We start from the raw sequence: 26,837 nt of genomic DNA on the forward strand, positions 1-26,837 counted from the left end.
ATACACACTTATTCTTATTCGCGGTCACCATTACCAGGAGGGAGAGGAGGGAAGATCGAACCTGCGCCTTCTCCTTCTTCTCCTTCGTCATTACCATCCTCTTGGCCACCGCCCTCATTTTCACGATCGTTATTTCCGTTCCCGTTTCCATTTTCATTTCCATTTCCATCGCCACCGCCGTTTCCATTATTGTTACCTGGTGGTAGTGGGATTTCAATTTCATCGTTTTCTGGTTCTGGAACCTCGATCGTATTTGAAGCAGGATCACTTCGTTTTTCAGGGTCTTTATCATTTACCGCCGTTACAGTAAATTTGTAAATCGCTCCAGGAATTGCATCAGAAACCGTATAGGTTAATTCCTTCGTTGTTGTAAGTACCTTAGCTGGTCCTTCATCAATTGAAACACTAATTTCAAAACTGTTGTTCTCAAGTTCACCTTCGGCATATGCCCATGATAAATTAAGTTGATTCGTCACTTGGTCATACATAACATCAAGATTTGTTGGAGCTGTGAGCTTATCATATTTGCTAGAAACTTCTGTTGGCTCTGTTCCTTTAATGAAATATTCGTACACAATATCTTCTTTAGGTGTATATTCACTTGGAAGTTTTGCAGGGTTAGAGCCTTTTTCTACTCCGACTTTCACAACCGTCTTCGGCATGACAAAGTCCTCTGACTCTTTTCCTTCAGATAAATTGGTTATAATATTTCGGAATAATTTAAGTGCTAAACTTTGCTCAGATGGTTTAATTGGATTTTTATTACTTTTATATCCTGTCCAAATAGCGACTGAATAGCTAGGTGTATAACCACTAAACCAAACATCTGGAACACCAGATGAGATATTATGCTCTTGTTTGAACTTCGCTGTATAGTTTGTTGTTCCTGTCTTACCAGCTATTTGTAAGCCAGACACATCATATTTTCTTCCTGAACCAAAATCCATGACAGACTTTAGCATATCTGTGATCATGAAAGCAGTTGCTTCTGACATAGCAGTTTCAGGCTCAGGTGCAAGAACGACTTCTCGGTCATCTGGGAAGACAATTTTTTTCACCGCATGCGGTTTAATATAGTTTCCTTGGTTTCCAAATGCTGCATAAGCTCCAGCCATTTGGAGAGGGGATATACCTTCATTCATCCCACCAATCGAATATGCTTCATTAAGTGGTTCATCGAATGTAATACCAATTCCCTCAGCAAATTCTTTTGCTTTTGCGGGTCCAACCTCTTGGAATGCTTTAAGAGCTGGAATGTTACGTGAGTGAGCCAAGGCAACTCTTGCTGAGATTTGTCCCATATGTTTTCTGTCAAAGTTATTAATTGGCTTACCATCTGAATAGGTGTATGGTTCATCCTTAATTTGATGGTATGTTGACCATTTTAAATACTCTACAGCTGGTCCATAATCGAGAATAGGTTTAATCGTTGAGCCTGGCTGATTGGAAGTATCAAGTGCAAAATTAACACGGTTGTTTTGTGCTTGGTTTCGACCGCCGCCTAATGCTCTAATTTCACCAGTTTTTGTATCAACAACTGCAATACCAGCCTGAAATTGTTCATCTGGAAATTGAATATCTGGATTCTCGTTTGCCAATAATGAATCTACATGTGCTTGGGCATCAGGATCAAAAGTAGTATAAATTCTTAATCCAGAATTGTACACATCAATGTCACCTAATTCTTCTAATTCCTTTTTAACTTGATCCATAAAAGAATCAATTGGTTGAGACTGTTCTTTTGATTCCACAATTGATGATTCAATCGGAATTTTCTTCGCCGCTTCTGCTTCTTCCTTTGAAATAAATTCATGTCGAACCATTAAGTTTAACACGATATTTCGACGTTTTTCTGCTCTTTCGGGATAGACAAAAGGATTATAAATACCTGGGTTCTGTCCACTACCTGCAATAAAAGCAGCTTCATGAAGTTCAAGTTCATCAAGAGACTTATCAAAATAAAGTTCGGCTGCCTTTGCTACACCATATGTGTTTCCAACACCGTAGTAAATTTTATTTAAATACATTTCAAGTATTTCGTCCTTAGAGTATTTACGCTCTAGTTGAAATGCAAGCCAAAGTTCTTGAACTTTTCTTTTGATTTTTTTCTGACCTTCTTCGAAAAATGAATTCTTAATTACCTGCTGTGAGATTGTACTAGCCCCTTCAGAACCAAATCCGTCGGTGATATTTGCAACAACTGCGCCGCCAAGACGAATTACATCTAATCCATGGTGCTCATAGAAACGAGCATCCTCAACAGCTAATACAGCATTTTGTAAATCCTCAGGAATTTTATTGAGGGGAACGTATGTTCGTTTCTCAGCCCCGAACTCATAGATTTTATTCCCATCCATATCATAAACTTTTGACGAAAGAGGGTCTTTCAATAATGATTCATCTAATTTAGGAGCACCGCTAGCTAGAACGAAAAATGTCGTTGCACCTGCAACCATCCCAATAATGCCAATTAATAAGATGATGAATAAGACTCGTTTAAAAATAGAGCCTTTTGGTTTAGACTTCTTACGCTTTTTTTTGTTTTTTTGATTTGCAAGTCGACGTTCTTCACGTGATTGATATTTTTCAGACATATATGTTTCCTGCCTTTCAAATGCTTTCCAAGGATATGACGTAATTTAATAAGGAAAAGTTTCATTATTATTCCTTGTTAAAAGTATAGCTTGTCAATAACCTTAATATAATCAATTCTTGGTCGAAAACCAATTGCTAATGGATGACCATATGTTTCAACTTCTTGTTTTGAAATGGATTTTCTACCTCCTGCGTTTTTTCGTGTCCAAAATGTAAGCAAGTGCTTTGCATCGAGAAAGTATATTTCATCCGTTGATGAAAAACGTAAGATCACAAAACAGATTCCATCCTGTTTGACACAATCAGACATATGCCTGATCTGGTGTTCGTGAAAATTTTGAAGCGGGAAGGATGTTTTGTTTTTTGTTTCCTTAGCCTCAAAATCGATATAACGGCCTTTGTAAATACCGTTATAGTCAGTCGTTGAAGCTTGTTTAAAATAGGCTTCTTTAATAACAGCTGCACTTCTTTTGGGATAATCAACATTTACGATTTGTACAGGTGTAGGTTTTTTATGTATCACCGCAATTTCCTGTTCTAGGTAATAAAGATTCGTTTCATTAATATCTTCCTCTAAAGTCATTCCACGATTCCCGTAAATCCTCTGTTTAAGATGTGGATTGTTTTTTACCTCTTGGGGCTTATATACTTTCCCATTTGGATAACGCAACTCCATTTTTCCATCCCCCTTAAGAAACTTATTATATCAAAATTTCTCCTAAATAGTTTAACGAAATTGTTTCAACTAGGGTCAAGAACAAAAGAGTCAATTCACTATACCATACTATTCGACTTAAAATATAGTTTTGGGGGGCGTTTAGTACAGAAGGATGGATACACTATTGGATAAGAGGTGTAAGTCAAATGAATCATAGAAATGAAATTTTAAAAATAGATGCCATTGTAAATGAACGCAGAGATCAGGATATTACACTAACAATCGATGAAAAAGATATCGTGACTGAGATTCTAGCAATAACCAAAAAGGGAAATATAGATAATATCTCAAGGACAAAGTATTACGCAAACTATTATAAACGCCACAATGAGATTAGATGGTCGTTTCTAGCAAGTATGGTATCACGGAATGCTGGATGGAATATGACAGACTTAGAAGGAGAATGGTTGCCGAAAATTCTCACGAAACAAGAGAGAAAGGTTTTATTTCACACCTATGAACGGGCAAATTGGCTTATTTTTGCTGATGCATATCCTCAACTCTTGGTATATGAATATTCGAAAAGAATGGGAAAACCATTGTTCTACATTTTAAAAATGTTTTCGGTCTCTCGATTTATCGAGACAGAATGGGAGTATTTCTGGAGATATGGAAATGGCGAACGCCTTGTTACCGCGCAAATTGTCAATGAACAAAATATTATCCAAAAACCAGTTATTGAGCATCCTTTTTATAAAAAGAAGGTTTTCAACCGTTTCTTTTATTCTCTTCAAGATTTGTTGCATTTTAGCTCAGTTCTTTTTCCAACACTTGAGGGGAGGCTGTTTGGTTTTTCAGTCCAACAATTTACAAAACTTGACAAGCGCATAGAACTAGGTAAAAAGCTTGCATCACTATTGTTTCACTCAGATTATTATGAGAAATTTAAAAGGTTTTCAAATAGAGTGGAGCATACGGGTTCCAGATTTGATTATGAACGATATTTAACCGATCGAAGATTTCGAAATACACCATTCTTACGAACGACTTATCCTATTATTCAGCATAAAAAAGGAGAAGAGATTGATTGGTATAAGGGAAAAAGAAATGAAAAATGGTTTGCGGAAATTGTGTTAGATGAAAAAGTTGATCTGACAAAATGGTTTTTGAAAAAGCAAAAGCAAATCCAAGCGGGAGTATTAATGGAGGTTTTGATAAAAAACAAAGGCTGAATATTCAGCCTTTCAGAGTGTAGAGAAAGGGGTATTTTTTCTCTACACTTTTTGTTTTCGGTGGTTTTTGTAGTTGTAAGTTGACATTATTCTTTATCAAAAATCTTGAAAATATCACTCCCAACCATCTAGCCTTGTTTGGCTAGGTGGTTGGCAATCTTTTTCATGTTCTGGCAGGCTGCTGTAAGTAATACCTGCTCACTAGCATTTTTAATTCCCCGTAACCTACAGTAGCGAAGCCCATGCAGCTCTTTTGAGTCTGCGAAGCTTCGCTCTACGGTTTCTTTTCTAAACTTATAAAGAATTTTCCCTTCCAGAGAGAGGCGATTTAGCCTCACCTTATCTTTATGATCTTCCCAAACATGACGAGTAACAACTTTTTGCTTATTCCGGGATCTAGTGCATTGTTCAAGAAGAGGGCAGGTTGAACATTTCTTGGGATCTGACTTGTACTCTCGGTAACCTTCTCTTGTAGTTGAACGATATGTTAGTTCCTCGCTATTTGGACAAACATAAATGTCATTTTCTTTATTATATTTAAACTTCCATTTTGGAAAGAGTCCTTTTGTTGGTTGATACCTTCTATGGGCAATAACTCCAAAGATCTTACGATCTGATAATCCTTTGCAAATCGGATTAGTTAAGTATCCAGAGTCAAGAGCAACAGCTTCCACATTAAAGTTAAATCGTAAGATTTGACGATCTAAACGGCTAAGATATGGTATTGAATCATGGACATTACCTGGAGTTACGAATGCATCAGTTATAATGTTAAACTTCAAATCTGTTGTCCGATGGTCTAAATAACAGAACATCTCTTGCTTATTGTCTCGCGACATAAACCCACTTTCTGGATCTGTGGTACTTACTCTAATCTCTTTTGTTTCTTTCACCTCCTCCTTTTCCTTTAAAGGCTTTTTTCCATGTTCAGCACGATCTTCTTCAATTGCCTTATTTAACTCATTTAAATATTCACGAGTTTCTACTTCAACTTCTTCCCTTGTAAATTTATGTTTATTCGCATTAGCTTTGAGATGAGTGGAGTCCGTAAATAAGACTCTTCCGCCAACCATTTTGTGATTCATTGCAAGAAGAACAATTTCATCAAAGATTTCTTGGAAGATGTCTGTATCTTTAAAACGCTTATGACGATTCCAGCTTATTGTGGAATGATGTGGTACAGGATCTTTAAATCTGAGACCTAAAAACCAACGATATGCGACATTAAGTTTTATCTCTTGTTCAAGCTGTCTTTCGGAACGGATACCATAAAAATATCCAATAAACATCATTTTAAAAAGAACAAGAGGGTCGATCGAAGGTCGACCATTATCTTCAGAGTAGTAAGGTTTTACTCTCTCAATTATAAAAGAAAAATCTATGTATTTATCTATTTTTCGTAACAGATGGTTATCTGGAACAAGCTCGTCAATTGATACAAATTCAATTTCATTTTGTGTATTTTCCCTAGTATTTAACACAATATCACCAACCCTAATTTATTAAATATATTATAACATATTAACGCGGTGAATTATTAAAGTGTATCAAAAGAATAAAGGCTGTCGAGACTTTCTCGACAGCCTGAAAGGCTGAATATTCAGCCTTTGTATGTATATTATGTGGATGGGCGATCAGGTCCTTCAAGTTTTTTGTCTCCATAACCAGGTGCTTTTTCTTCGTTACGTTCTTGCTTATTTTGCTTTTTGTTTTGCTTTGCCATGGATCATCACCTCCTCGTATTAGTGTGAGCCTTTTTCAACTAAAACATTCTGAAATAGAATGAAAACTGATGTCGAAATAGAGGGTTGATAATGGTGGAATTTCACTTTCTTTGGCGAATGGAAACTAGTTTTGTCAAGCCTGCAGGAAGTTTACTTTTAGCATCGAATGTACTTAAAAAAGACTGTTTAGGAGGATGGATAGGATGAAGAATGGATTTATTAAAAAGGGAGTTGTTCTTGAGGACCTCGATCAGTTGCTTCTTAAGTTAAACGAAATCGATACCCAAATACAGACTGAAGTGAACAATCGGATACTTGAAGAAGGGAATCGAAATATTGGCAATTTAAAAAGCCTTGAGAATGATCTTGCCTCCTTACGAAATTCGTATCATAGCCAAGCACCTGAACAAGTATCACATATCAAAAGGGAACATTCTTATCACTTAACATTAAGTTATTAAAGCGGTATGATAGGTATAGAGGTGAGAAAGAGAATGTACACGGAATTACTCGCAAAAACAAATATATTAAAAGACCTCTGTAATCAATCATTACAACGATTAGAGGAAGTAAAAAAAAGAGAGTCTTACGAGGCTGATTTCTATAAGGAAGTAAAGCCGTTTGTAGATGATACGATGACAATTGCTGATCGTTGGAGAGACTTAGCGATTGAATGGATTAAAAAAGAGTTTCCAAAGAATCTTCATTCAAATCAAATTGATGCTACCCATGAAAATATACAACATATCTCGATTCAGAGCTTTTACCAGGATACAAAAGTAAAGCGATTCAAAAATATGTACGAATCGATTCAATATGTTCTTGAAAACATCCTTGAAAAGGTCATCACACCAAAATAAACTTCGCAAAAAGGTACCTAACGAGAAGAGAATGGTATCTTTTTTTTGTGAACACCCAACCCAGTTTTTTCATAATCTATAGAAAAAGAACATCACAGGGGGAGGGTTGTGCTTCATGTATCATCCATTTCGAAGAAACAATACTTTTAGACCACCATATGGTTCTCCATGGCCTAATTTCGGTCAGCCAATCTATCATCAACATTACGGTGGAGGATATCATTCCTATTGGAATCAAAGTAATCCAAATTTTCACATGACAAATATCCCGAACAATTATCATGGGTACGGTTTTCCGCCTTTTGGACAGCAAACTCCATATCCAACGCCATATCCAACAGGTATGGGGCAAATAAAACCTAAAGCGGTAGGAGGTATCCTAAATCAATTTAAGAAAAAAGATGGAACCTATGATGTCAATAAAATGATGGATACGGCTGGTCAAATGGTAGGTGCAGTTAACCAAGTCAACTCAATTGTCAAAGGACTAACGAAAACATTTAAAGTGTAATCAAAGAAAGCTGTCATTAAAAGTTTGACAGCTTTCTTTTTTAGAAGTCATTTCTTTTTCTTTTGTTCATGATATTGTTTGGCCAATTGTTGTAGTGCTTCGTTATAAGATAGACCAGAATTTGCATTTAAACGTTTTACTTCCTCGACATTTGTATCTGAGTACTGTTTTGTACTAAATCCATTTGTCATTTCATTCACCTTTTCTATAGCAATTCATACACTTCATTGAGTTGTTGTACTCGTTTAAAGTCTCTTCCGTCCATTGCATAATTGATTTCATCTGGTAATACCTTATTTAAAAATTCGATTTCTTCCTCATCCAAATCACGGACAAACGCTTCTTCAGAGATGTACTGATTATTCATCACTTTATTTAGGATGATACGACTTATTTTATCATCACTATAGTTGGAAATAGATTCTATTAAATATCCTAATGTTTTATCCATAATCTAATCACCATCTTGTTCGTCTTCAAAATAAGAGGTGAACTCCTCTTTATTTGATTGATTACCTTTATAATATGGGTTTTCCTCGGTTACATCCCTTGGGTCAAGATTGGTTTTTATGACAAGGACTGGATCATCACTTGCATCTGCAATGATTCGATCATTTAGCTGTTTAAAATCAGGTAACTTTTGATTTCCTACCTTCTTATCCACGATTACACCTCCTAGCCATATCATGCTAATCTTCTACGTAAAGTATGTAAAAAAGGGGCTGTCCAAAAAGTCACTGAAAAATGACTTTTGAGGACAGCCCTCATTTTTTGTTTTTTGGGTTTACTAAAAAATCTGGTGTTGATTTCCGCTGCAGGTACTCGCTTTCCGCGGGCGGTCCGGGAGCCTCCTCGTCGCAAGCTCCTGCGGGGTCTCCCCTGGCCACGCTTTTCCCGCAGGAGTCTCGTACCTTCCGCTACAATCAACAAGGTTACAAAATTTAATAGTATTGACTCGTAACTTTTAAAAAAACACACAAAAAAATCATCCTTTTTAGTAAAATGAAGTTACCACACAACATTCCAGAAAGGATGATTTTTTATGAGCAATCAATTGATTACTAATGAAAATTATAACACGCAAACTTCCCTTTTTCCAGAGTTCGAAGAGGAGAAACTAGAAGTTCAAAATGAAGAAAAACAAAAAGAACCTAATCCAAGACAATTAGCCCCTACTTTCAAACCCTACGATAATCGACAAATTCAAATGATTTATGATATCGAATCTCTTATTCCACAACATCACGAGGCCCGTGTAGTAGACGAAATGGTTGAAGCTATTCCTGATGAAAATCTATTTTCATACTATGTAGGCGGTGGCAGAAGTTCTTACCATCCCAAAATGATGCTTAAAATTATCCTTTATGGTTATTCCCAGAAGGTTTATTCTTGCCGAGGGATAGAAAAATTAGCAAATGAAAGTATCCCAGCTATGTGGTTGTCAGCGATGCAACAACCAGATTTCCGTACAATTAATGAGTTCCGTGGGGGACGCATGAAAGACTTTATGGATGAACTATTCGAAGCAATGATTCACAAGTTGATTGAAGAGAACTACATAACATTCGAAAGCTACTTTTTGGATGGCACCAAGATTGAAGCCAACGCCAACAAGTATAGTTTTGTATGGAAACGTGCTACTTCAAATTTTGAAGAGAAATTAAAAGAAAAAATCAAGGAAACCCTTCAGCATATCCATGAAATAACCAGGGCAGAAGCACAACCAGAAGAATTAATAAATCAGGAACAAGAAATCACTGAACAGGAATTAGTAGAAGTTGCCGAAGAACTTGAGGAAAAAGTTGAGGCATTAACAAAGGTAATTGATAGCGAAACAGATAAAGACGTTCGAAAAGAAAAAAGGCAAGAACGGAGTCAATTAAAGAAATCAATCAAGCAAATCCGTGAGGATTTTATACCTCGTATGACTAAATATAAGGAACATAATGAAGTTTTAGGTGATCGTAATAGTTATTCTAAAACGGACAAAGATGCCACCTTCATGCGTATGAAAGAAGATCATATGAAAAATGGCCAACTTAAGCCAGGATACAACGTACAAGTAGGAACAGAAAACCAGTTTATTCTATACTATACAATACATCAACGCCCAACAGACACTCGGTGCTTCATCCCTCATATGGAGAAACTGGCAGCTTCTTCTTTACCAATACCCAAAACGGTTATTGCCGATGCAGGATATGGTAGTGAGGAGAATTATGTTTACGCTGTCGGAGATGAGAAAGAGCAACGATTCGAGTTTCTTATTCCGTATGGAAGCTATGTACAGGAACAAACCCGTAAATATAAAAAAGACATCAAAAACGCAAAAAATTGGACTTACGTGGAAGATGACGACTATTTTATTTGCCCGAAAGGAATGAAAGTAACGTTTAAAAAATACCTGAATAAAAAGAATAAATCTGGCTACGAGCAAAGTTTTAAAATATATGAATGTGAAGATTGTACCGATTGTCCACTAAAAGCACAATGCACAAAAGCAAAAGGGAATCGTCAGATTCATTGGAATACGATTTTTGAAGAAATGAAAGCCAAGGCTAAAACAGCCCTTGAATGTGATGAAAAGTCCGCTATCTACGCTCAACGTAAAGTTGAAGTAGAAAGTGTGTTCGGTCACATCAAGGGCAATAGGTCGTTTCGCAGATTTTCTCTGCGGGGGCTCGACAAAGTATATGTCGAGTTTGGAATTGTGGCATTAGCCCACAATATATTGAAAGTAGCAGGCATACGCCAGCTACTTTCAGAGAAAAATCGAAAAAAACAAAAAGGCAAGGGAGAAAAACGGTCGTTTTTCTCCCTTGCCTTATTTTTTAGGACTTATCGGACAGCCCCTCATCCTCAATGAGTAGTTTTTGTCTTCGTGGTTTAGGAATGTAAATTTTCAAAACACCATTTACATAAGTAGCTCTTATTTGGCTCGTGTTTATCGGATAAGGTAATGCAATGGTGCGGCTTGATTTATTAAACGATTGCTTCTTTACATAATAGTGTTTTTTCTCATTTGTTTTTTCAATTTCTTCGCGGTGATTGACCGTGATTGTCAAATACTTTTCTGAATATTGAATATCGATTTGTTCTTTTTTAACCCCAGGTAAATCTGCAGAAATAATAAGTTCTGTTTCCGTTTCATACATTTCGATTGGAATGGTTGAGAAAGGGGACGGCTTATCAAAGAATTCATCAATAGTATCTAAAAGACGCCTGACTGGTTGCTGCGTAAAGAAATCATTCATTGATTTCATGAGTGGGCCAAAATGTTCATACTCATTTTTTCGAATCGGTTTATCTCCCTTTTCGTCTTTCAACTAATTCTCCTCCCTAAACGTATTATCTATGGTCACTATATTCATTTCTATTGCAAAATGTTTTTATTTTGGGCACAAAAAAAGAACTGATACTTAATACGCTCAGTTCTTTATGACAGATTCGTTTATTTTGAAAATTTGTTCTGAATGAATAAAACATTCGTTTAATATACAGAGATTACGAAGCAGTATTTCATTCTATATAAATAGCTCATCTTCTAGTTTTTCTAAATTTACGATGATAAACCCTTTAACATCGACTTCTATGATTTCTTTTTTCTTTAATTTTGTTAATGTTCTACTTACTGTTTCACGTGTGGTGCCAATCATATTAGCTAGATCTTTATTTGTAAATTGTGTTGTAATCATTTTTTTGCCATCGGACAATTCACGTCCATCCGTATTACACAGACGCATGATTAATTTAATAATTTGTTCGTATGTATTATTTAAAATTTGAGCTTCTAATCGATTTTGGAGGTCAACAATTTTCTCGCCCATGACCCTGAAAAGCTTGATACAGACCTGTGGATGTTGCAAAAGCATACTTTCAAAGTGTGAGATTGAAATCACCACTGCCTTCGTGTCCTCAAGGGCTAATGCGTAGGCAGGATAGTTTCCTTTTCGGAAGAAACCAACATGTGGGAACATATCACCATCCTTTTGGACCGTTACAATTTGCTCTTTTCCATTAATATCATTTTTATAAATTTTTACTTTTCCCTTGTAGATAAAATAAACATAATCTAGAGGGTCATCTTGCATAAAAATATGCATATTTTTTTTATATTGACGGTTTTGTGCAATATTGACCATTTCTTTTAATTCATTACCTGATAATTCCTTAAAAAGGGGTACCGATCGCAAAACATCCGTAATTTCAGTACGATTCATTGTATTCACTCCAAGTCATCACTGTTATCTTAAGTGTAACAAATGACTAGATTACAGGTAAAGCACTTTCATATTGCAAAATAAGTATTAACTCTAGCTGATAAACTAGAGTTTTTATAAGGAGTTTTTTGGATGGAACAGTGTGTACGGTACAAAAAAACAAGTTAATTTTCATTGATTTAAAAGGTCATTGTATTAGAGCATAAAAGTAAAAAGCTGTTCATATCTTATAAATTTAAAAGAATTTTAAGCCAACTGTAATATTTTTATACCTTTCTCTATAAATTTAATGTAGAAATCTAAAAGATTTCAAAAATAGTATAGGGGGTTAAATGATTGAAAAGGAAGCTTTCAGTTGGACTAGTTTTGCTACTTTTTATCTTTTTAGCTTTATCTGGTTGTTTTAGTGGTGAAACAAAAAATGAACCAGAAAAACCAACGGCTCCAAGTGAGGAAGGGAAAGAAAATGAACAGGAGGCATCTGGACCAAAGATTTTACGCCTAAATAATAATGAAGAACCTGGTTCCTTACACCCTGGTACAGCACAAGGTACTCATGATTCATGGATTCTTGAGCATGCTTTTGAGGGTCTCACGAAGAAAACACCAGAAGGAGAAATAATCCCAGGTATTGCTGAATCATGGGATACAAGTGAGGACGGGTTAACCTGGACGTTCAAGCTCCGTGGTGATGCGAAATGGTCAAATGGTGACCCAGTGACAGCGCATGACTTTGAATATGCATGGAAATATGCCTTAAATCCAGAAACTGCTTCAACATATGCCTATCAACTCTATTATTTAGAAGGAGGAGAAGCATATAACTCGGCAGAGGCTGGGGCTGATTTAGAAGCACTTGAGGCTGCTGTTGGTGTAAAGGCAGTTGATGATACGACATTAGAGGTAAAACTTGCTCAACCGACACCATATTTCGTAGACTTAACTTCTTTCTATACGTATTATCCTATTAATAAGGCAGTACAGGAAGCCAATCCAAATTGGTATCAAGAAGCCGATTCATATGTTTCTAACGGTGCATTTAAACTCACAGAGTGGAAGCATAAAGAAAGCATGAAGCTTGCCAAGAATGAAAATTACTATGATCGAGATAAAATCAATTTGGATGAGGTACATTTTGTGATTATCGATGATGAAAATACATCATGGCAAATGTACCAATCGGATGAATTGGATCTTGTCTATCCACTCCCACAAGACGTGATCGGTCAGTTGAAGGCTGAAAATAATCCTGAATTCCAAATAGGATCAGACCTTGCAGTCTATTATTACAATCTGAACACTGAGAAAAAACCATTTAATAATGTGAAAATTAGAAAGGCATTATCAATGGCAGTTGATCGTGAAACGATTGTAGAGCATGTAGCTCAAGGTGGTCAATTACCTGCATATTCTATAGTACCACCAGGAATACCTGATGTTTCAGGAGATTATCAAGAAAATACTGGTAAATTATTTGAGGCAAATATAGAAGAAGCGAAAAAATTATTAGAAGAAGGTCTAGCTGAAGAAGGACTTGATAAATTCCCTGCGGTTACACTTACTTATAATACTTCGGAAGGACATAAGATGATTGCTGAGGCTGTTCAAGAAATGTGGCGTAAAAACCTTGGTGTAGAAATTACACTTGAGAACGTTGAATTCCAAGTGAAGCTAGATCGTGAAAAAGCTGGGGATTACGAAATTTCTAGAGCGGGTTGGGTTGGTGACTATGTAGACCCAATGACATTTATGGATCTATGGGTAACAGATGGACCATATAATGACGCAAATTGGAGCAATGCTGAGTATGATAAGTTGGTTAATCTTGCGAAAACAACCATGGTTCAAGAAGACAGAATGAAGGCAATGCATGATGCAGAAAAAATCCTAATGGATGAAATGCCAGTTATTCCAATCTATTTCTATACAAAACCGTTTACTGTGAAGCCACATGTAACAGGTATCTATACACCTATTAATAGTTATCCTCAGTTCATATTTGCAGATATTAAAAACTAAGTTACTAGGTATCAATCGAGGTATGCTATAAATTAGCATACCCCGATTTTTCTTAACAAACCGATATAAAGGGGGATAACATGCTTACGTATATAGGAAAACGAATTGTCCTTGCAGTTGTAACCCTTTGGGTGATTGTCACACTAACCTTTATCTTAATGCATAGTATTCCAGGAAACCCGTTTGCCCAAGAAGGAACAATGCCCGAGGCGGTCTACAATAATCTTCAAAGCTATTATAATTTGGACAAACCTTTACATGTACAATATGGTCTTTATTTACTTTCAATTTTACAATTTGATTTCGGACCTTCCTATAAATCATCCACTCTAACAGTGAATGATTTAATTGTGAACGGCTTCCCAGTTTCACTGCATTTAGGAACGCAAGCTTTATTGATTGCCATTCCACTCGGTTTACTTTTTGGAATTATTGCGGCCCTTTATCGTAATAGATGGCCTGATTACTCCTCTATGATTCTAGCAATAGTTGGTATCTCAGTACCAAACTTTATTCTTGCAACATTCCTCATAAATTATTTAGCAGTTGAATTAAGGTGGTTCCCTGTTGCAACTTGGAAATCATGGTCACACACCGTTCTTCCATCCCTTTCTCTTGCAATGATGCCAATGGCCTTTATTGCACGATTAATGAGGTCAAGCATGCTTGAGGTAATGAGCCAGGATTATATCTTAACGGCAAAGGCAAAGGGACTAAAAAAAGGAACGATTATTTTAAAACATGCGATTCGAAATGCAATCTTACCAGTTGTCACCATTGTTGGGATCTTAATTGCCAATATTGTGACTGGAAGTTTTATTATTGAAAAAATCTTTGGTATCCCAGGTATGGGAGAAATGTTTGTAACGAGCATTTTTAATCGAGATTACCCCGTCATTCTTGGCTCGACGATTTTTTATTCTGCCATCCTGATCCTTCTCATTTTAATTGTTGATATTGCCTACACGTGGATTGATCCAAGAATTAAGATAACGGGGGAGAGCAAATGAAGAATCATCCTAATCTTACGGAAGATATGTTCACACCAGTTGAACAGAAATTTGAAGAAGCAGAAAAAATAGCTAGGCCTAGTATTTCCTATTGGAAAGATGTTTGGAATCGGCTAAAGGAAAATAAATTGGCGTTGTTAGGGCTCATACTTATTATCATCATTGGAATAATGGCCATTATCGGTCCTCATTTAAACGGTTATACGTATTATGAGCAGGATTTTACAAAAAAGAATCTTAGGCCGAATGCAGAGCATTGGTTTGGAACAGATGCATCTGGACGAGATTTATTCACACGAGCATGGTATGGTGCGAGAATTTCATTATTTATCGGATTAATGGCTGCATTGATTGATTTTGTTGCAGGAATTATCTACGGAGGCATTTCGGGTATTCGTGGTGGTAAAGTCGATAATGTCATGATGAGAATCGCCGAAGTCCTTTATGCAATTCCATATCTCTTAATGGTCATCTTAGTCATGATCGTTCTTGAAAGAGGTTTATGGGCAATTATCATCGCAATGTCGATAACAGGTTGGATTCCGATGGCTAGGCTGGTCAGAGGCCAGGTGCTACAGCTTAAAGAATATGAATATATCCAAGCTGCAAATGCAATGGGAGCAAAAACTTCATGGATTTTAAGAAGACATATCATTCCGAATACAATGGGGCCAATATTAGTCAATGTCACCTTGACAGTTCCTACAGCCATTTTTGCTGAAGCCACACTTAGCTTTTTAGGACTGGGAATTCCAGCTCCAAAGGCAAGTTGGGGTACTATGGCAAACGATGCACTAGGAAGTATTTTAATCGGGAATTTCTATCAGTTATTTTTCCCTGCCTTCTTAATCTCGCTAACCATGTTCGCCTTTAATGTGTTTGGGGATGGTTTAAGGGATGCACTTGATCCGAAATTAAGAAAATAAGTGATCTTTATAAAGCAAGGTTCAACCACTGTTAGATAAAGGTAACCTTTAGAGTGCCACAGATTTTCAACTTTTCACTTGAAGAGTTAAGGCTGAAAACGCCACATCATGCAATTTAACGTCTTTATGAATCATGTTATGAAAGCCTACAAAATCAGGGTGCTAAACGCTTTTGATTAGAGAGGGGGAAAAGGGTGATGGAAAATATATTAGAAATTGACGATTTACATGTTTCGTTTGATACGAGTGTGGGGAAGGTCAAGGCGGTTAGAGGTGTTTCATTTTCTGTGGAAAAAGGAGAAGCAATTGCGATCGTTGGAGAGTCTGGGTGTGGTAAAAGTGTGACAGCTAAATCAATTATGCGGCTCCTACCAACCCCACAAGCAAAAATAGAAAAGGGATCCATCCTGTTAAATGGAGAGGATATTGTTCGAAAATCAGAAAAAGCAATGGAAAGAATTAGAGGTAATGAAGTAGGGATGATTTTTCAGGATCCGATGACATCGCTAAATCCTACTACGAAAATTGGGATTCAAATTGCAGAAGGAATTCTACGTCATCGAAAAATCACAAAAAAAGAAGCACTCGAGCATGCGGTAAACATGCTTAAAATGGTGGGTATTCCTCAGCCAGAAAAGCGAATTCTTCAGTATCCCCATGAATTTTCAGGTGGGATGAGACAAAGAGTGATGATTGCAATCGCACTTGCCTGTCAGCCAAGACTCCTCATTGCTGACGAACCTACAACAGCACTTGATGTAACCATACAAGCACAAATCTTACAACTAATGAAGGAATTACAAGCTAAAACAAATACTTCGATTATTTTAATAACACATGACCTTGGCGTAGTAGCCGAAATGTGCAGTAAAGTGGTTGTCATGTATGCAGGTGAAATCGTTGAAATGGGTAGTGTAGAAGAAATTTTTGCAAAACCGAATCATCCATACACTAAGGGGTTGTTGAAATCAGTACCGCGACTTGATATGGAAAAGTATGAAAAACTATCGACTATCATCGGAACTCCTCCAGATTTACTTGATCCACCAAGGGGCTGCTCATTCTATCCAAGGTGTGAAATGGCGATGAAACTTTGTGCGGAATATAAACCAATGTTTGAAGAAGTTTCCCCAACGCAATTTAGTTCATGTTGGTTAAATCATCCAATGGCTAAAAAACGGGCGAATTTTGTCTAAGGAGGATGACGAAAAGTGGCTTCGAATAAAAATGCACTACTGGAAGTGAAAAATGTAAAGAAATACTTTCCCATCCAAAAATTGCCGCTTAAGGCGGTGGATGGGTTAAATTTAATCATCAATAAAGGGGAAACAGTTGGACTCGTAGGAGAAAGTGGTTGTGGAAAATCCACAGCGGGAAAAACAATCATTCGATTACTTGAACCAACAGCAGGTGAAGTTCTTTTTGAAGGGAAAAATATATATCGATTTAACTCTAGGCAAATGAAGGAACTGCGAAGAGATGTTCAAATTATTTTTCAGGACCCGTATGCCTCCTTAAATCCAAGAATGAAAATAGAGGATATTATTGGTGAGCCACTTGATATCCACGGACTTGCTAAAGGTAAGAAAAGGAAAGAACGGGTGAAAGAGCTTTTAGAGCTGGTAGGTCTTCGTCCTGAGCATGCGAATCGATTTCCACATGAGTTTAGTGGAGGACAGCGGCAACGAATAGGGATTGCGAGAGCATTGGCACTTAATCCGAAGTTTATCGTTTGTGATGAACCAATTTCTGCTCTTGATGTGTCCATTCAGGCACAAATCGTGAATCTGTTAAAGGATTTACAAGAAAAAATGGATTTAACCTATTTATTTATTGCCCATGATTTATCGATGGTTAAGTATATTTCAGATCGTATTCTTGTGATGTACTTGGGCAATATGGTTGAGCTATCTGATAGTGAGTCCCTTTATAATGACCCATTACATCCTTATACACAAGCTTTGTTATCTGCTGTACCGATTCCAGACCCAGCAGTAAAGCGGGAGCGAGTTGTCCTTGAAGGAGAAGTTCCGAGTCCATTGTCTCCTCCTTCTGGATGTGTATTTCGAACGAGATGTAAATTTGCAATGGAAAAATGTGCGATTGAAGTTCCACAATGGAAGGAAGTCGAGCCTTCTCATTTTACAGCCTGTCACCTATATGATGAATAATCCATTGGTTTTACAAAATTAGGTAGAAAGTGTTATAATATTTAGGAAAAAAGATAAAATAATAGTAATGCTTATTATAAGGAGTTTCAAATCAAGGCTTCGTGTTAACAAATTGGTTAACCGTAGTGGCGCTTTATAAGCGCATAAAGAACGACTTTTTATAATAAGTTTTTTTATTGGGTAACTGTTGTTTAAATGAATGGTTTCGTACCAACCAAAACTAAGGAGATGATTTGAATGGCTTTTGGAAGAAGACCAGTCGAAGAAATTGTTACTGAAGAAACGAAGGTGTGGGAATGCACATCGGAGGAATGTAATGGATGGGTACGAGATAATTTTAAGAGCGCTCAGGAACCAAGTTGTCCATTGTGTGGAACAGAAATGGAAACCAATGTAAGATTATTACAGGTTGTCAATAACCATAATAAAAGCTTTTTAGCATAGATTAGCTTTTACGTTCAGGCTGTTTCCTCCAATCTTACTTCTTTTTCAAAAAAAATAAAAAAAGTTTGGTTATAAAAAGTTGGACTATGGACATAATAATTCATGCAATACCTTGCGACAAATTTTTTTGTTGCATTACATAGGAGGAAACAATATGGCACAAGGAAAAGTAAAATGGTTTAACAGTGAAAAAGGCTTTGGGTTTATCGAAGTTGAAGGTGGAGACGACGTATTCGTACACTTCTCGGCAATCCAAGGTGAAGGGTTCAAAACGTTAGAAGAAGGTCAAGAGGTTTCATTCGATATTGAAGAGGGTAGCCGAGGACCACAAGCCGCTAATGTTCAAAAAGTATAATGAACCATATATAAACCGTTCAAAACAGATCCTATTCTAGGGTCTGTTTTTTGTTTGTATTAAAAAAAGACCCCCTAATCTATGAAGATTAGGGGGAATGCTTATTATACCTCTAATTGGAAAGTAAATTCCTCCATTATTGAGGTTTCGAATTATAATGCTTTAGCTGGTTTTTCTATAGGGGGTTGAGTATTTTTTTCACGAACATCAACCCGTTTTATAAATAAGGCTAATACTAAAGCAACGATATTAATTCCTAAGGTTACAAGGAAGGAATAATTAATCCCAGCAAGTAATGCTTGCCCGGTAATAAATGCTTGAGTAGTTTCGGTCAACGTAGTAGGATCTGTATTTGCTAATAGGCTTTCACCCTCGGATTTGGCCACGCTATTCATAACAGTGACTAAGACAGCTGTACCAATTGAACCTGATACCTGTTGGGCTGTATTGTTGATTGCTGTACCGTGTGGATACAATCGAGCTGGTAATTGATTCAATCCGTTGGTCATAATTGGCATCATGACCATTGACATACCAAACATACGAATCGTGTAGGCCGTTATGATATAGCTATAAGATGAATCAATTTGTAGCTGTGTTAATAAATAAGTTGATACGGCTGTAATGACTAGACCTAAAATTGATAGTAAACGTGGTCCAAATTTGTCAAATAATTTACCAGTGATAGGTGACATAATACCCATAATAATTGCACCTGGAAGCATCATTAAACCAGATTCAAATGGAGAAATTCCACGAACGCTTTGTACATATGCTGGCGTTAGAATCATCCCAGAGAACATCGCCACTGCGTTCACAATAGCTATAATTGAAGCGAGTGCGAACATTGGATATTTATAAGCTCGTAAATCAAGAATAGGTTCATCAATTTTTAGTTGACGTACAATAAATAATACAAGAGCAATACCACCAATAACTAATGAAGACAAGACAAGTGTGTCAGTCCAGCCGTCATTACTTACAGAACTAAATCCATATAATAATCCACCAAAACCAATCGTTGATAAAATAACAGATAGGTAATCAATGGTTGCATTTTTATTAACTTCCATCACGTTTTTAGATTTCCAAATTGCAAGAACTAAACTGATGACGGCTAGAGGTAAGATCATTTCGAATAATACGCGCCAATCGTAATGCTCTACAATATAACCAGATAATGTTGGACCAATAGCAGGTGCCGTTATCATAACTAACCCGAAAACACCCATCGCTGTACCGCGTTTCGCAGGTGGAAAGCTGACGAGCATAATGTTCATCAATAAGGGACCCATAACGGAAGAGCCTGCTGCTTGAACCATACGTCCAGCAATTAATACTCCAAAGTTAGGAGCGAATGCTGCCATGGCTGTACCTATTGTAAAAATAAGCATGGATGTAATAAATAGGCTGCGGTTCGAAAACCTTGTGATTAGGAAGGCTGAGGCTGGTATTAATACACCGCTAACTAACATATACCCTGTTGCAAGCCATTGAACGGTAGAGTAATTTTCAATATTTAAATCCATCATAATAGAAGGTAGTGCTACGTTTAGCAGTGAATTATTTAGAAATGAAACAAATGCTCCAATAAAAAGTAAGGCTAGCATCAGATATGGAGGCTTTTTTTCTTGAAATGTTGAATCCATAAAACATCCCCTCGATTCATTGTTTAAAATTGATACTTGATGATTTTATACCACAAGTTCAATTTATGCAATACATTTATACTTAAGGTATAATATGCTAAAATTATATAAGAGAATGATGACATGGAATATAGACAGATTGGCGGTTGGAGGATGCATGAATAAACGTAGGAGAAAAGTCGCGGATATTGCTTTGAAACTATTTGTAGAGAAGGGATTTCAACAAACCTCGATACAAGATATTATTGAGCAAGCCAATATTTCGAAAGGCACATTTTATAATTATTTCTCGAATAAAAATGATTGTATTGCCGAAATATTAGAAGAGTTACGTGAGGATGCAAGGCAAATTCGAATGAAGATGCAAGTTGGTAAAGACGAAAAAGACCGTACTGTACTCATCGAGCAGATTTCGATCTTAACGCGATTAAATCGTGAACGAAATCTCACAACTATTTTTGAAGCCATACTTAATTCAAATGAAGTTGAACTCAAAAAACTTGTATTAAACCATCGAATTCATGAAATGGAATGGTTGGCTGGGCGATTTGTAGATGTCTACGGAGAAGAATTAAAAAATTTTGCATTTGAACTCTCCATTCTTTTTTATGGAATGATGCATTATATCTTATTTACAATGAAAATAACGAATAGTGCACAGTCCATCCACCGAATTGTGGAGGTTCTCTTATCATATCTAGAGGTCATCATCCCAATCATGACCGAAAAGGGGACTACCTTAATTGATCCGTCATCACTGCATTTTTTACAAGCAAGAGTCGAACGGAAAATGCCAAGTTTACAGGAACTATTGGATTTAGCAAAGGATCTTGAAGAGAACATTACATTTACGACTGACCAGCAAGATTTGTATGATACGATTGTATCGGAGTTAAAGCGGGAGAGAATTCGAAAGGTTGTTCTTCAGCCTTTGATAAAACCATTTCAGCAGTCTTTCGTGCAAACTGAAAAGGAACATGAGGTAAATAACTTCACAAACCTTCTTTGGTATTATTTAAGAGTACACTACTAGTAAAAAGGGGTGTTTAGGATTACAAATAATGAATTTGGTTGGAATTTCGATAACAGTTATATTCGACTACCCAAGGATTTCTACACAAAAACAAATCCTACGCCAGTAAAGGACCCTGAGCTGGTTATATTAAATAAAGATTTATCACAAACTCTTGGTCTTGACCCACAGAGATTATTTAATGAGGGAGCTAATATTTTTGCTGGAAACGAGATACCTGATGGAGCTGAACCTATTGCCCAAAGCTATGCTGGTCATCAATTTGGCCATTTTACGATGCTTGGGGACGGCCGTGCAGTATTGCTTGGTGAACAAATTACACCTGAACAAGCACGATTTGATATTCAACTGAAGGGTGCTGGACGGACACCATACTCACGTGGTGGAGATGGCCGCGCCGCCATTGGACCGATGCTCAGGGAATATATCATTAGCGAGGCGATGCATGCGCTTCAAATCCCAACTACTAGATCTCTGGCTGTTGTTACGACAGGTGAACCAATCTATCGGGAAACCGTATTGCCTGGTGCAATTCTTACTCGTGTTGCCACCAGTCATATACGTGTCGGTACGTTTCAGTTTATCACAGGTCTAGGAAAAATCGATGAACTAAAAGCACTTGCAGACTATACAATAAATCGGCATTATCCAGAAATAAAGGGGCATGACCAGCCTTATTTAGCTTTATTGCGTGAAGTAATCAAACAACAAGCAGACTTGATAGCAAAATGGCAGCTCGTAGGTTTTATCCATGGTGTCATGAACACAGATAATATGACGATTAGTGGGGAAACCATTGATTATGGTCCGTGTGCATTTATGGATGTGTATGACCCAGATACTGTTTTTAGCTCTATCGATCGAGGTGGCCGCTATGCTTATGGAAATCAGCCATATATTGGTGGATGGAATTTGGCTCGTTTTGCCGAGAGTCTACTACCATTACTAGATGAAAATGAAGAAAAGTCACTTCAAATTGCACAGGATGAAATGGCAAAATATATGGGGATTTACAATGAAAATTGGCTTAATGGAATGAGGGCAAAACTTGGTTTGTTCGACAAAGAGGAAGAAGATAGAGATCTAATCGAAGAACTCTTAGAAATAATGAAAACAGCCCAACTCGATTATACGAATACGTTTGTGTCGCTAACATTTGACCAGTTAGATCAAATTGAAATATGTAATGCTGATAATTTTAGTAAATGGTTGCAAAAGTGGAAGGATAGACAAGGTAGACAAAAGAGATCATCTCAAGAGATAAAAGAATTAATGCAATCAACGAATCCAGCCATCATACCGAGAAATCATCGTGTCGAAGAGGCTCTAGAAGCAGCTACGGAAGGTGACTACAGTGTAATGGATAAACTTCTCCAGGTATTGGAAGATCCTTTTGCACATTCACCAGAACAGGCTGAGTATGCAAAACCACCCGAACCAACGGATGAACCCTATCAAACATTTTGTGGAACTTAAGTACGCAGGCACACCTTTTTAGGTGTGTCTATTTATATGTTAAATATACCAATAGGAATCACTTCAAAAACGAACGTTTATTCTGTACAATAGGTAGTAGAAATCCCTGAGGTGATTCAAGATGAAGTTTCGAAAAGATATAAATGAATTAATTGACCTAATCAAAGAGAAACCAGAATATAAAGAGAATATTGTGCACTGGCATACAATGGAGGCGACTTCTGCCAAATTATTAGACATGCCAGAATCAATTGATGATAGATTACGAGATGCGTTACAAAGGAGAGGGATTCATCAGCTCTATACCCATCAACATTCTGCGTATGAAATATCACGAGATGGAAGAAGCTTTGTAGCCGTAACTCCAACAGCATCAGGAAAAACACTGTGCTATAATTTACCCGTTTTACAAACAATTGTTGAGAATGACCAATCACGAGCCTTGTATTTGTTCCCTACAAAAGCATTAGCGCAGGACCAAAAAAGTGAATTGAATGAAATAATTGAAGAAATGGGAGTTGCGATTAATAGCTATACATATGATGGCGACACACCTGCAAATATACGCCAAAAGGTTCGAAAAGCAGGACATATCGTGATTACAAATCCAGATATGTTACATTCTGCCATTCTACCTCATCATACAAAGTGGGTATCTTTATTTGAAAACCTAAAATATATCGTGATTGATGAACTACATACATATCGTGGTGTATTTGGAAGTCATGTGGCAAATGTGATCAGACGTTTAAAACGAATCTGTGAGTTTTATGGGAGTAATCCAATTTTTATGTGTACATCCGCTACAATTTCAAATCCAAAAGAACTCGCAGAAAATCTGACTGGTAAAGAAATGGAATTAATAGATAACAATGGTGCACCTACTGGAAGAAAACATTTTGTATTTTATAACCCACCAATCGTGAACAAGCCTCTTAATATTCGTAGAAGCGCTACACTCGAGGTGAGAAAGTTAGCTAGTGAATTCTTAAAAAACAAAATACAAACGATCGTTTTTGCACGAAGCAGAGTAAGAGTGGAAATCATTCTAACGTATTTACAAGAACTTGTTAAACATAAATTAGGGCCCAAAGCGATCCGTGGCTACCGTGGAGGGTATTTGCCTAAACAAAGGCGTGAAATTGAGCAAGGACTACGAAATGGGGAAATTTACGGAGTTATTAGTACAAATGCACTTGAATTAGGTGTGGATATTGGACAACTCCAGGTGTGTATCATGACTGGCTATCCTGGAACAATTGCTAGCGCATGGCAGCAAGCTGGCCGTGCTGGTCGGCGTCAAGGAGAAGCTGTAATCTTTATGGTGGCTAGCTCTAATCCACTTGACCAATATATGATTCAAAACCCAGAATACTTTTTTAGTAGAAATCCTGAAACAGCTCGAATAAATCCTAATAATCTAGTCATTTTAATAGACCATATTAAATGTGCTGCCTATGAATTGCCATTTAAGGCGGGTGAGACATTTGGCGACCTTGACCTTGAAGATATTTTAGAGTTTTTAACGGAAGAAAGAGTCCTTCATCAAAACGGTGACAAATGGTATTGGATGAATGATTCCTTTCCTGCTCATAACATTAGTCTTCGTTCAGCTTCACAAGAGAATGTCGTAATTATTGATCAAACAGATATTGCAGCTGTTAAGGTTATTGGAGAAATGGATCGTTTCAGTACGATGACCTTGCTTCATGATGAGGCCATTTATTTGCATCAAGGTGTTCAATATCAGGTTGAAAAGCTAGATTGGGAAGAAAAGAAGGCGTTTGTGAGGGAAGTAGATGTCGATTATTTCACAGATGCAAACCTTGCTGTGAATCTTCGTGTATTAGAGGTTGATAAGGAGCGCAACCAAGACTCAATTGAAATTGGTTATGGTGATGTTTCTGTACAAGCTATGGCAACGATATTTAAGAAAATCAAATTTGAAACACATGAAAATATCGGTTCAGGTCCGATTCATTTACCAGAAGAGGAGCTACATACATCCTCCACATGGATAAGCCTGAAAAAAACGGAACTTGAGGGTGTTAGTGAAAAAAGGATTGAGGAAGCATTAGTGGGGGTTGCGAATGTTTTACGTCATGTTGCACCATTGATGACAATGTGCGACCCTTCTGATTTGCATGTTGTTCCACAGGTAAAAGCAGTGCATAATGAGCAGCCGACAATCTTTCTGTATGATCGCTATCCTGGAGGTATTGGCTTAAGTGAAAAAGTGTATGAGAAATTAGAAATTCTTCTCGATGAATCACAAAAATTAATTCAACGCTGTGCTTGTGAATCAGGTTGTCCTTCATGTATCGGTACTGAAAGTTTAAATGAACGTGCTAAGTTAGATGCACTTCACTTAATTTCAAAGTTTAAACAAGGTTCAAACTGTTAAGGAGTATTAAAAAATGTCAATTAAAGGGAAATTAAATCGGTTAAAAAATCATATTGTGAAAGAAAATGAGGATATATCGAAAAATGTCGAACCTTCTGTAAGAGTGGAAGAAGAAATCCCTTTTCTTGATAAGTGGGAAGAGTTTGGAGCGAAGCCATTTTATTTTGATGGGGCATACTGTATGGTTCGAAAAGTGGAGTACCCATTAGATTATCAGCATGGTTTATATTCATTTTCCAAACTAAAAGATGTCATCGAAATGTGGAATTCTTCACCTTTGAAACATCCGCTTTCAGCAAAGGGACATTCTCCTTCAGATTTGTTTTTCTTTGACACTGAAACAACTGGCCTCGGTGGGGGAGTGGGTAACACGATCTTTCTACTAGGTCATGCCAGGGTTCAAGAAGATCGAGTTGTTCTTACGCAACATTTTTTACCGAATCCGGGTAGTGAGATTGCCCTCTACCAAAGTTTTTTAACGAGTGTTGATTATACTACACTTGTTACTTATAATGGAAAATCCTTTGATTGGCCACAAGTAAAAACAAGACATACGTTAATACGAGATTCCTTGCCTAAACTTCCTGACTTTGGCCATTTTGATTTATATCATGCTGCTAGGAGACTATGGAAAAATAAATTGGATTCGGTGAGACTTTCAAATGTTGAGAAAGAGATATTGGACATTAAGCGAATTGATGATGTCCCAGGATATTTGGCGCCCATTCTTTATTTTGATTATGTTGAAAATCAAGTACCTGATGGAATCTTCGGAGTCATGCGTCACAATGAAATTGATATTTTATCATTGTTGACCCTATACATTCATTTATCTGGGATTGTTATTTTAAACGAGAAAAATAAATATACCTCTGATAAATATGAGGTGGCACGTTGGCTCGAAGCACTTGGAGAAACTAGGAAAGCACAGGAACTTTATGAACAAGTTGTGGATGTAGACTCGGAAAAGGAATTGAAAGCAAAGCTTGCGTTAGCATATTTGTCAAAAAAAGAGAATAAAATGGAACAGGCAGTGAGTTTATTTTTCGAAGTACATGAGAAAGGTGATACTCCTGATGCAATTGTAGCGAGTCTAGAACTTGCGAAATTCTATGAACATAAAGTGAAGGATTACGTTACAGCACTAGACTTTGCAAAAAGTGCTTTTAGTAGATGGAAAGAATTAAGTCATTTTGGTAATAAGACTAAAAATGCGAAGAGTGAAGCGGACTTTGAAAAGAGAATCGCAAGAATATCTAAGAAACTTCAAAATAATTAGAAAATATTGCCCGGGTAAGCGCAAATTTAGAGGTTTTTCGCACTATATTTGTCGATTTTATGGAAATTTGAGGACATCCACGATTTGTTGTTGTAGAACGGTGTAATACCATGTAAAATAGTGTTTTGTTCAAAGGAAATATTATTTTAGATGGAGAGAAAATGAAATGTATAAGAAAATTTTATTTCTGTACTTTTTTTTACTTATATTGACTGTTATTGTATTAACTGGAATTAAGGACGGATCCTATGCATTCTTTTAAAAGGGGAAT

General features: G+C 36.9%; 26 protein-coding genes. 16 read left to right on the forward strand and 10 right to left on the reverse strand.

All coding sequences use genetic code 11. The features are described 5' to 3' along the window. Positions 1 to 14: 14 nt before the first annotated feature. Both ACWPVE_RS17280 and recU read right to left on the reverse strand, forming a co-directional pair. Positions 15 to 2,594, reverse strand: coding sequence for a PBP1A family penicillin-binding protein (locus ACWPVE_RS17280; protein WP_453995501.1), 2,580 nt, complete (start codon positions 2,592 to 2,594; stop codon positions 15 to 17). A gap of 77 nt (positions 2,595 to 2,671) precedes the next feature. Further along, on the reverse strand, positions 2,672 to 3,271 hold the full coding sequence (recU, locus tag ACWPVE_RS17285) for a Holliday junction resolvase RecU (protein WP_453995503.1): 600 nt from the start codon (positions 3,269 to 3,271) through the stop codon (positions 2,672 to 2,674). A gap of 188 nt (positions 3,272 to 3,459) precedes the next feature. Here recU and ACWPVE_RS17290 point away from each other — a divergent pair, with 188 nt between their 5' ends. Beyond that, complete coding sequence (locus ACWPVE_RS17290) at positions 3,460 to 4,485, forward strand: DUF2515 domain-containing protein (protein WP_453995505.1); 1,026 nt, start codon at positions 3,460 to 3,462, stop codon at positions 4,483 to 4,485. A gap of 128 nt (positions 4,486 to 4,613) precedes the next feature. On the opposite strand, the gene ACWPVE_RS17295 is transcribed toward ACWPVE_RS17290, so the two are convergent. Further along, positions 4,614 to 5,966: an IS1182 family transposase gene (locus tag ACWPVE_RS17295; protein WP_453990812.1), complete on the reverse strand. Its 1,353-nt coding sequence runs from the start codon at positions 5,964 to 5,966 to the stop codon at positions 4,614 to 4,616. 137 nt (positions 5,967 to 6,103) lie between these two features. Further along, complete coding sequence (locus ACWPVE_RS17300) at positions 6,104 to 6,208, reverse strand: hypothetical protein (RefSeq protein ID WP_453995507.1); 105 nt, start codon at positions 6,206 to 6,208, stop codon at positions 6,104 to 6,106. 204 nt (positions 6,209 to 6,412) lie between these two features. On the opposite strand from ACWPVE_RS17300, the gene ACWPVE_RS17305 reads away from it, so the two are divergent. From ACWPVE_RS17305 to ACWPVE_RS17315, 3 genes are all read left to right on the forward strand, one after another. Beyond that, the gene (locus tag ACWPVE_RS17305) at positions 6,413 to 6,670 is read left to right on the forward strand and encodes a hypothetical protein (protein ID WP_453995509.1); all 258 of its coding nucleotides are present in this window, start codon (positions 6,413 to 6,415) and stop codon (positions 6,668 to 6,670) included. 33 nt (positions 6,671 to 6,703) lie between these two features. Beyond that, positions 6,704 to 7,069, forward strand: a complete 366-nt coding sequence (locus ACWPVE_RS17310) for a YppE family protein (protein ID WP_453995511.1) — start codon at positions 6,704 to 6,706, stop codon at positions 7,067 to 7,069. Between the two features lie 115 nt (positions 7,070 to 7,184). Next, on the forward strand, positions 7,185 to 7,580 hold the full coding sequence (locus ACWPVE_RS17315; RefSeq protein ID WP_453995513.1) for a YppG family protein: 396 nt from the start codon (positions 7,185 to 7,187) through the stop codon (positions 7,578 to 7,580). A gap of 47 nt (positions 7,581 to 7,627) precedes the next feature. Here the strand turns inward: ACWPVE_RS17315 and ACWPVE_RS17320 are convergent, their stop codons facing one another. From ACWPVE_RS17320 to ACWPVE_RS17330, 3 genes are read right to left on the reverse strand one after another with little or no spacing between them, the layout of a single operon-like run. Beyond that, positions 7,628 to 7,771, reverse strand: coding sequence for a hypothetical protein (locus ACWPVE_RS17320; RefSeq protein ID WP_453995515.1), 144 nt, complete (start codon positions 7,769 to 7,771; stop codon positions 7,628 to 7,630). Positions 7,772 to 7,785: 14 nt separating this feature from the next. Further along, positions 7,786 to 8,031, reverse strand: coding sequence for a sporulation protein (locus ACWPVE_RS17325; RefSeq protein WP_453995517.1), 246 nt, complete (start codon positions 8,029 to 8,031; stop codon positions 7,786 to 7,788). Between the two features lie 3 nt (positions 8,032 to 8,034). Beyond that, entirely contained in the window at positions 8,035 to 8,268 is a 234-nt protein-coding gene (locus tag ACWPVE_RS17330; RefSeq protein ID WP_453995519.1) for a hypothetical protein, read from the reverse strand. A gap of 354 nt (positions 8,269 to 8,622) precedes the next feature. Between ACWPVE_RS17330 and ACWPVE_RS17335 the strand changes: the two genes are divergently transcribed. Beyond that, positions 8,623 to 10,446, forward strand: a complete 1,824-nt coding sequence (locus tag ACWPVE_RS17335) for an IS1182 family transposase (RefSeq protein WP_453995521.1) — start codon at positions 8,623 to 8,625, stop codon at positions 10,444 to 10,446. Here ACWPVE_RS17335 and ACWPVE_RS17340 read toward each other — a convergent pair. Both ACWPVE_RS17340 and ACWPVE_RS17345 read right to left on the reverse strand, forming a co-directional pair. Then, entirely contained in the window at positions 10,412 to 10,906 is a 495-nt protein-coding gene (locus tag ACWPVE_RS17340; protein ID WP_453995523.1) for an Hsp20/alpha crystallin family protein, read from the reverse strand. The genes ACWPVE_RS17335 and ACWPVE_RS17340 overlap by 35 nt on opposite strands. Before the next feature lie 198 nt (positions 10,907 to 11,104). Continuing rightward, on the reverse strand, positions 11,105 to 11,800 hold the full coding sequence (locus ACWPVE_RS17345; protein ID WP_453995525.1) for a Crp/Fnr family transcriptional regulator: 696 nt from the start codon (positions 11,798 to 11,800) through the stop codon (positions 11,105 to 11,107). A 336-nt stretch (positions 11,801 to 12,136) separates the two neighbouring features. Here ACWPVE_RS17345 and ACWPVE_RS17350 point away from each other — a divergent pair, with 336 nt between their 5' ends. From ACWPVE_RS17350 to ACWPVE_RS17380, 7 genes are all read left to right on the forward strand, one after another. Continuing rightward, complete coding sequence (locus ACWPVE_RS17350) at positions 12,137 to 13,819, forward strand: peptide ABC transporter substrate-binding protein (protein ID WP_453995527.1); 1,683 nt, start codon at positions 12,137 to 12,139, stop codon at positions 13,817 to 13,819. 80 nt (positions 13,820 to 13,899) lie between these two features. Continuing rightward, entirely contained in the window at positions 13,900 to 14,829 is a 930-nt protein-coding gene (locus tag ACWPVE_RS17355) for an ABC transporter permease (RefSeq protein WP_453995529.1), read from the forward strand. Further along, on the forward strand, positions 14,826 to 15,755 hold the full coding sequence (locus ACWPVE_RS17360; protein WP_453995531.1) for an ABC transporter permease: 930 nt from the start codon (positions 14,826 to 14,828) through the stop codon (positions 15,753 to 15,755). Before ACWPVE_RS17355 ends, ACWPVE_RS17360 begins: the two co-directional genes overlap by 4 nt. A gap of 197 nt (positions 15,756 to 15,952) precedes the next feature. Continuing rightward, on the forward strand, positions 15,953 to 16,951 hold the full coding sequence (locus ACWPVE_RS17365; protein WP_453995533.1) for an ABC transporter ATP-binding protein: 999 nt from the start codon (positions 15,953 to 15,955) through the stop codon (positions 16,949 to 16,951). Between the two features lie 15 nt (positions 16,952 to 16,966). Next, positions 16,967 to 17,926: an ABC transporter ATP-binding protein gene (locus ACWPVE_RS17370; RefSeq protein WP_453995535.1), complete on the forward strand. Its 960-nt coding sequence runs from the start codon at positions 16,967 to 16,969 to the stop codon at positions 17,924 to 17,926. A gap of 237 nt (positions 17,927 to 18,163) precedes the next feature. Further along, on the forward strand, positions 18,164 to 18,370 hold the full coding sequence (locus ACWPVE_RS17375; RefSeq protein WP_453995537.1) for a cold-shock protein: 207 nt from the start codon (positions 18,164 to 18,166) through the stop codon (positions 18,368 to 18,370). A 154-nt stretch (positions 18,371 to 18,524) separates the two neighbouring features. Beyond that, positions 18,525 to 18,725 carry a cold-shock protein gene (locus ACWPVE_RS17380; protein ID WP_453995539.1) on the forward strand — a complete coding sequence of 67 codons (201 nt, stop codon included), beginning with the start codon at positions 18,525 to 18,527 and terminating at the stop codon, positions 18,723 to 18,725. Between the two features lie 152 nt (positions 18,726 to 18,877). Here the strand turns inward: ACWPVE_RS17380 and ACWPVE_RS17385 are convergent, their stop codons facing one another. Continuing rightward, positions 18,878 to 20,374 carry an MDR family MFS transporter gene (locus ACWPVE_RS17385; protein ID WP_453995541.1) on the reverse strand — a complete coding sequence of 499 codons (1,497 nt, stop codon included), beginning with the start codon at positions 20,372 to 20,374 and terminating at the stop codon, positions 18,878 to 18,880. 157 nt (positions 20,375 to 20,531) lie between these two features. Between ACWPVE_RS17385 and ACWPVE_RS17390 the strand changes: the two genes are divergently transcribed. The 4 genes from ACWPVE_RS17390 to ACWPVE_RS17405 all read left to right on the forward strand — a co-directional run bounded on the left by ACWPVE_RS17390 (position 20,532) and on the right by ACWPVE_RS17405 (position 26,566). Continuing rightward, positions 20,532 to 21,407: a TetR/AcrR family transcriptional regulator gene (locus ACWPVE_RS17390; RefSeq protein WP_453995543.1), complete on the forward strand. Its 876-nt coding sequence runs from the start codon at positions 20,532 to 20,534 to the stop codon at positions 21,405 to 21,407. A gap of 18 nt (positions 21,408 to 21,425) precedes the next feature. Next, positions 21,426 to 22,883, forward strand: coding sequence for a protein adenylyltransferase SelO (locus ACWPVE_RS17395; protein ID WP_453997607.1), 1,458 nt, complete (start codon positions 21,426 to 21,428; stop codon positions 22,881 to 22,883). Positions 22,884 to 23,004: 121 nt separating this feature from the next. Beyond that, on the forward strand, positions 23,005 to 25,287 hold the full coding sequence (locus ACWPVE_RS17400; RefSeq protein ID WP_453995545.1) for a DEAD/DEAH box helicase: 2,283 nt from the start codon (positions 23,005 to 23,007) through the stop codon (positions 25,285 to 25,287). A gap of 13 nt (positions 25,288 to 25,300) precedes the next feature. Continuing rightward, positions 25,301 to 26,566, forward strand: coding sequence for a ribonuclease H-like domain-containing protein (locus ACWPVE_RS17405; protein WP_453995547.1), 1,266 nt, complete (start codon positions 25,301 to 25,303; stop codon positions 26,564 to 26,566). Positions 26,567 to 26,837 lie beyond the last annotated feature (271 nt).

Source organism: Bacillus nitroreducens, from assembly GCF_964021195.1.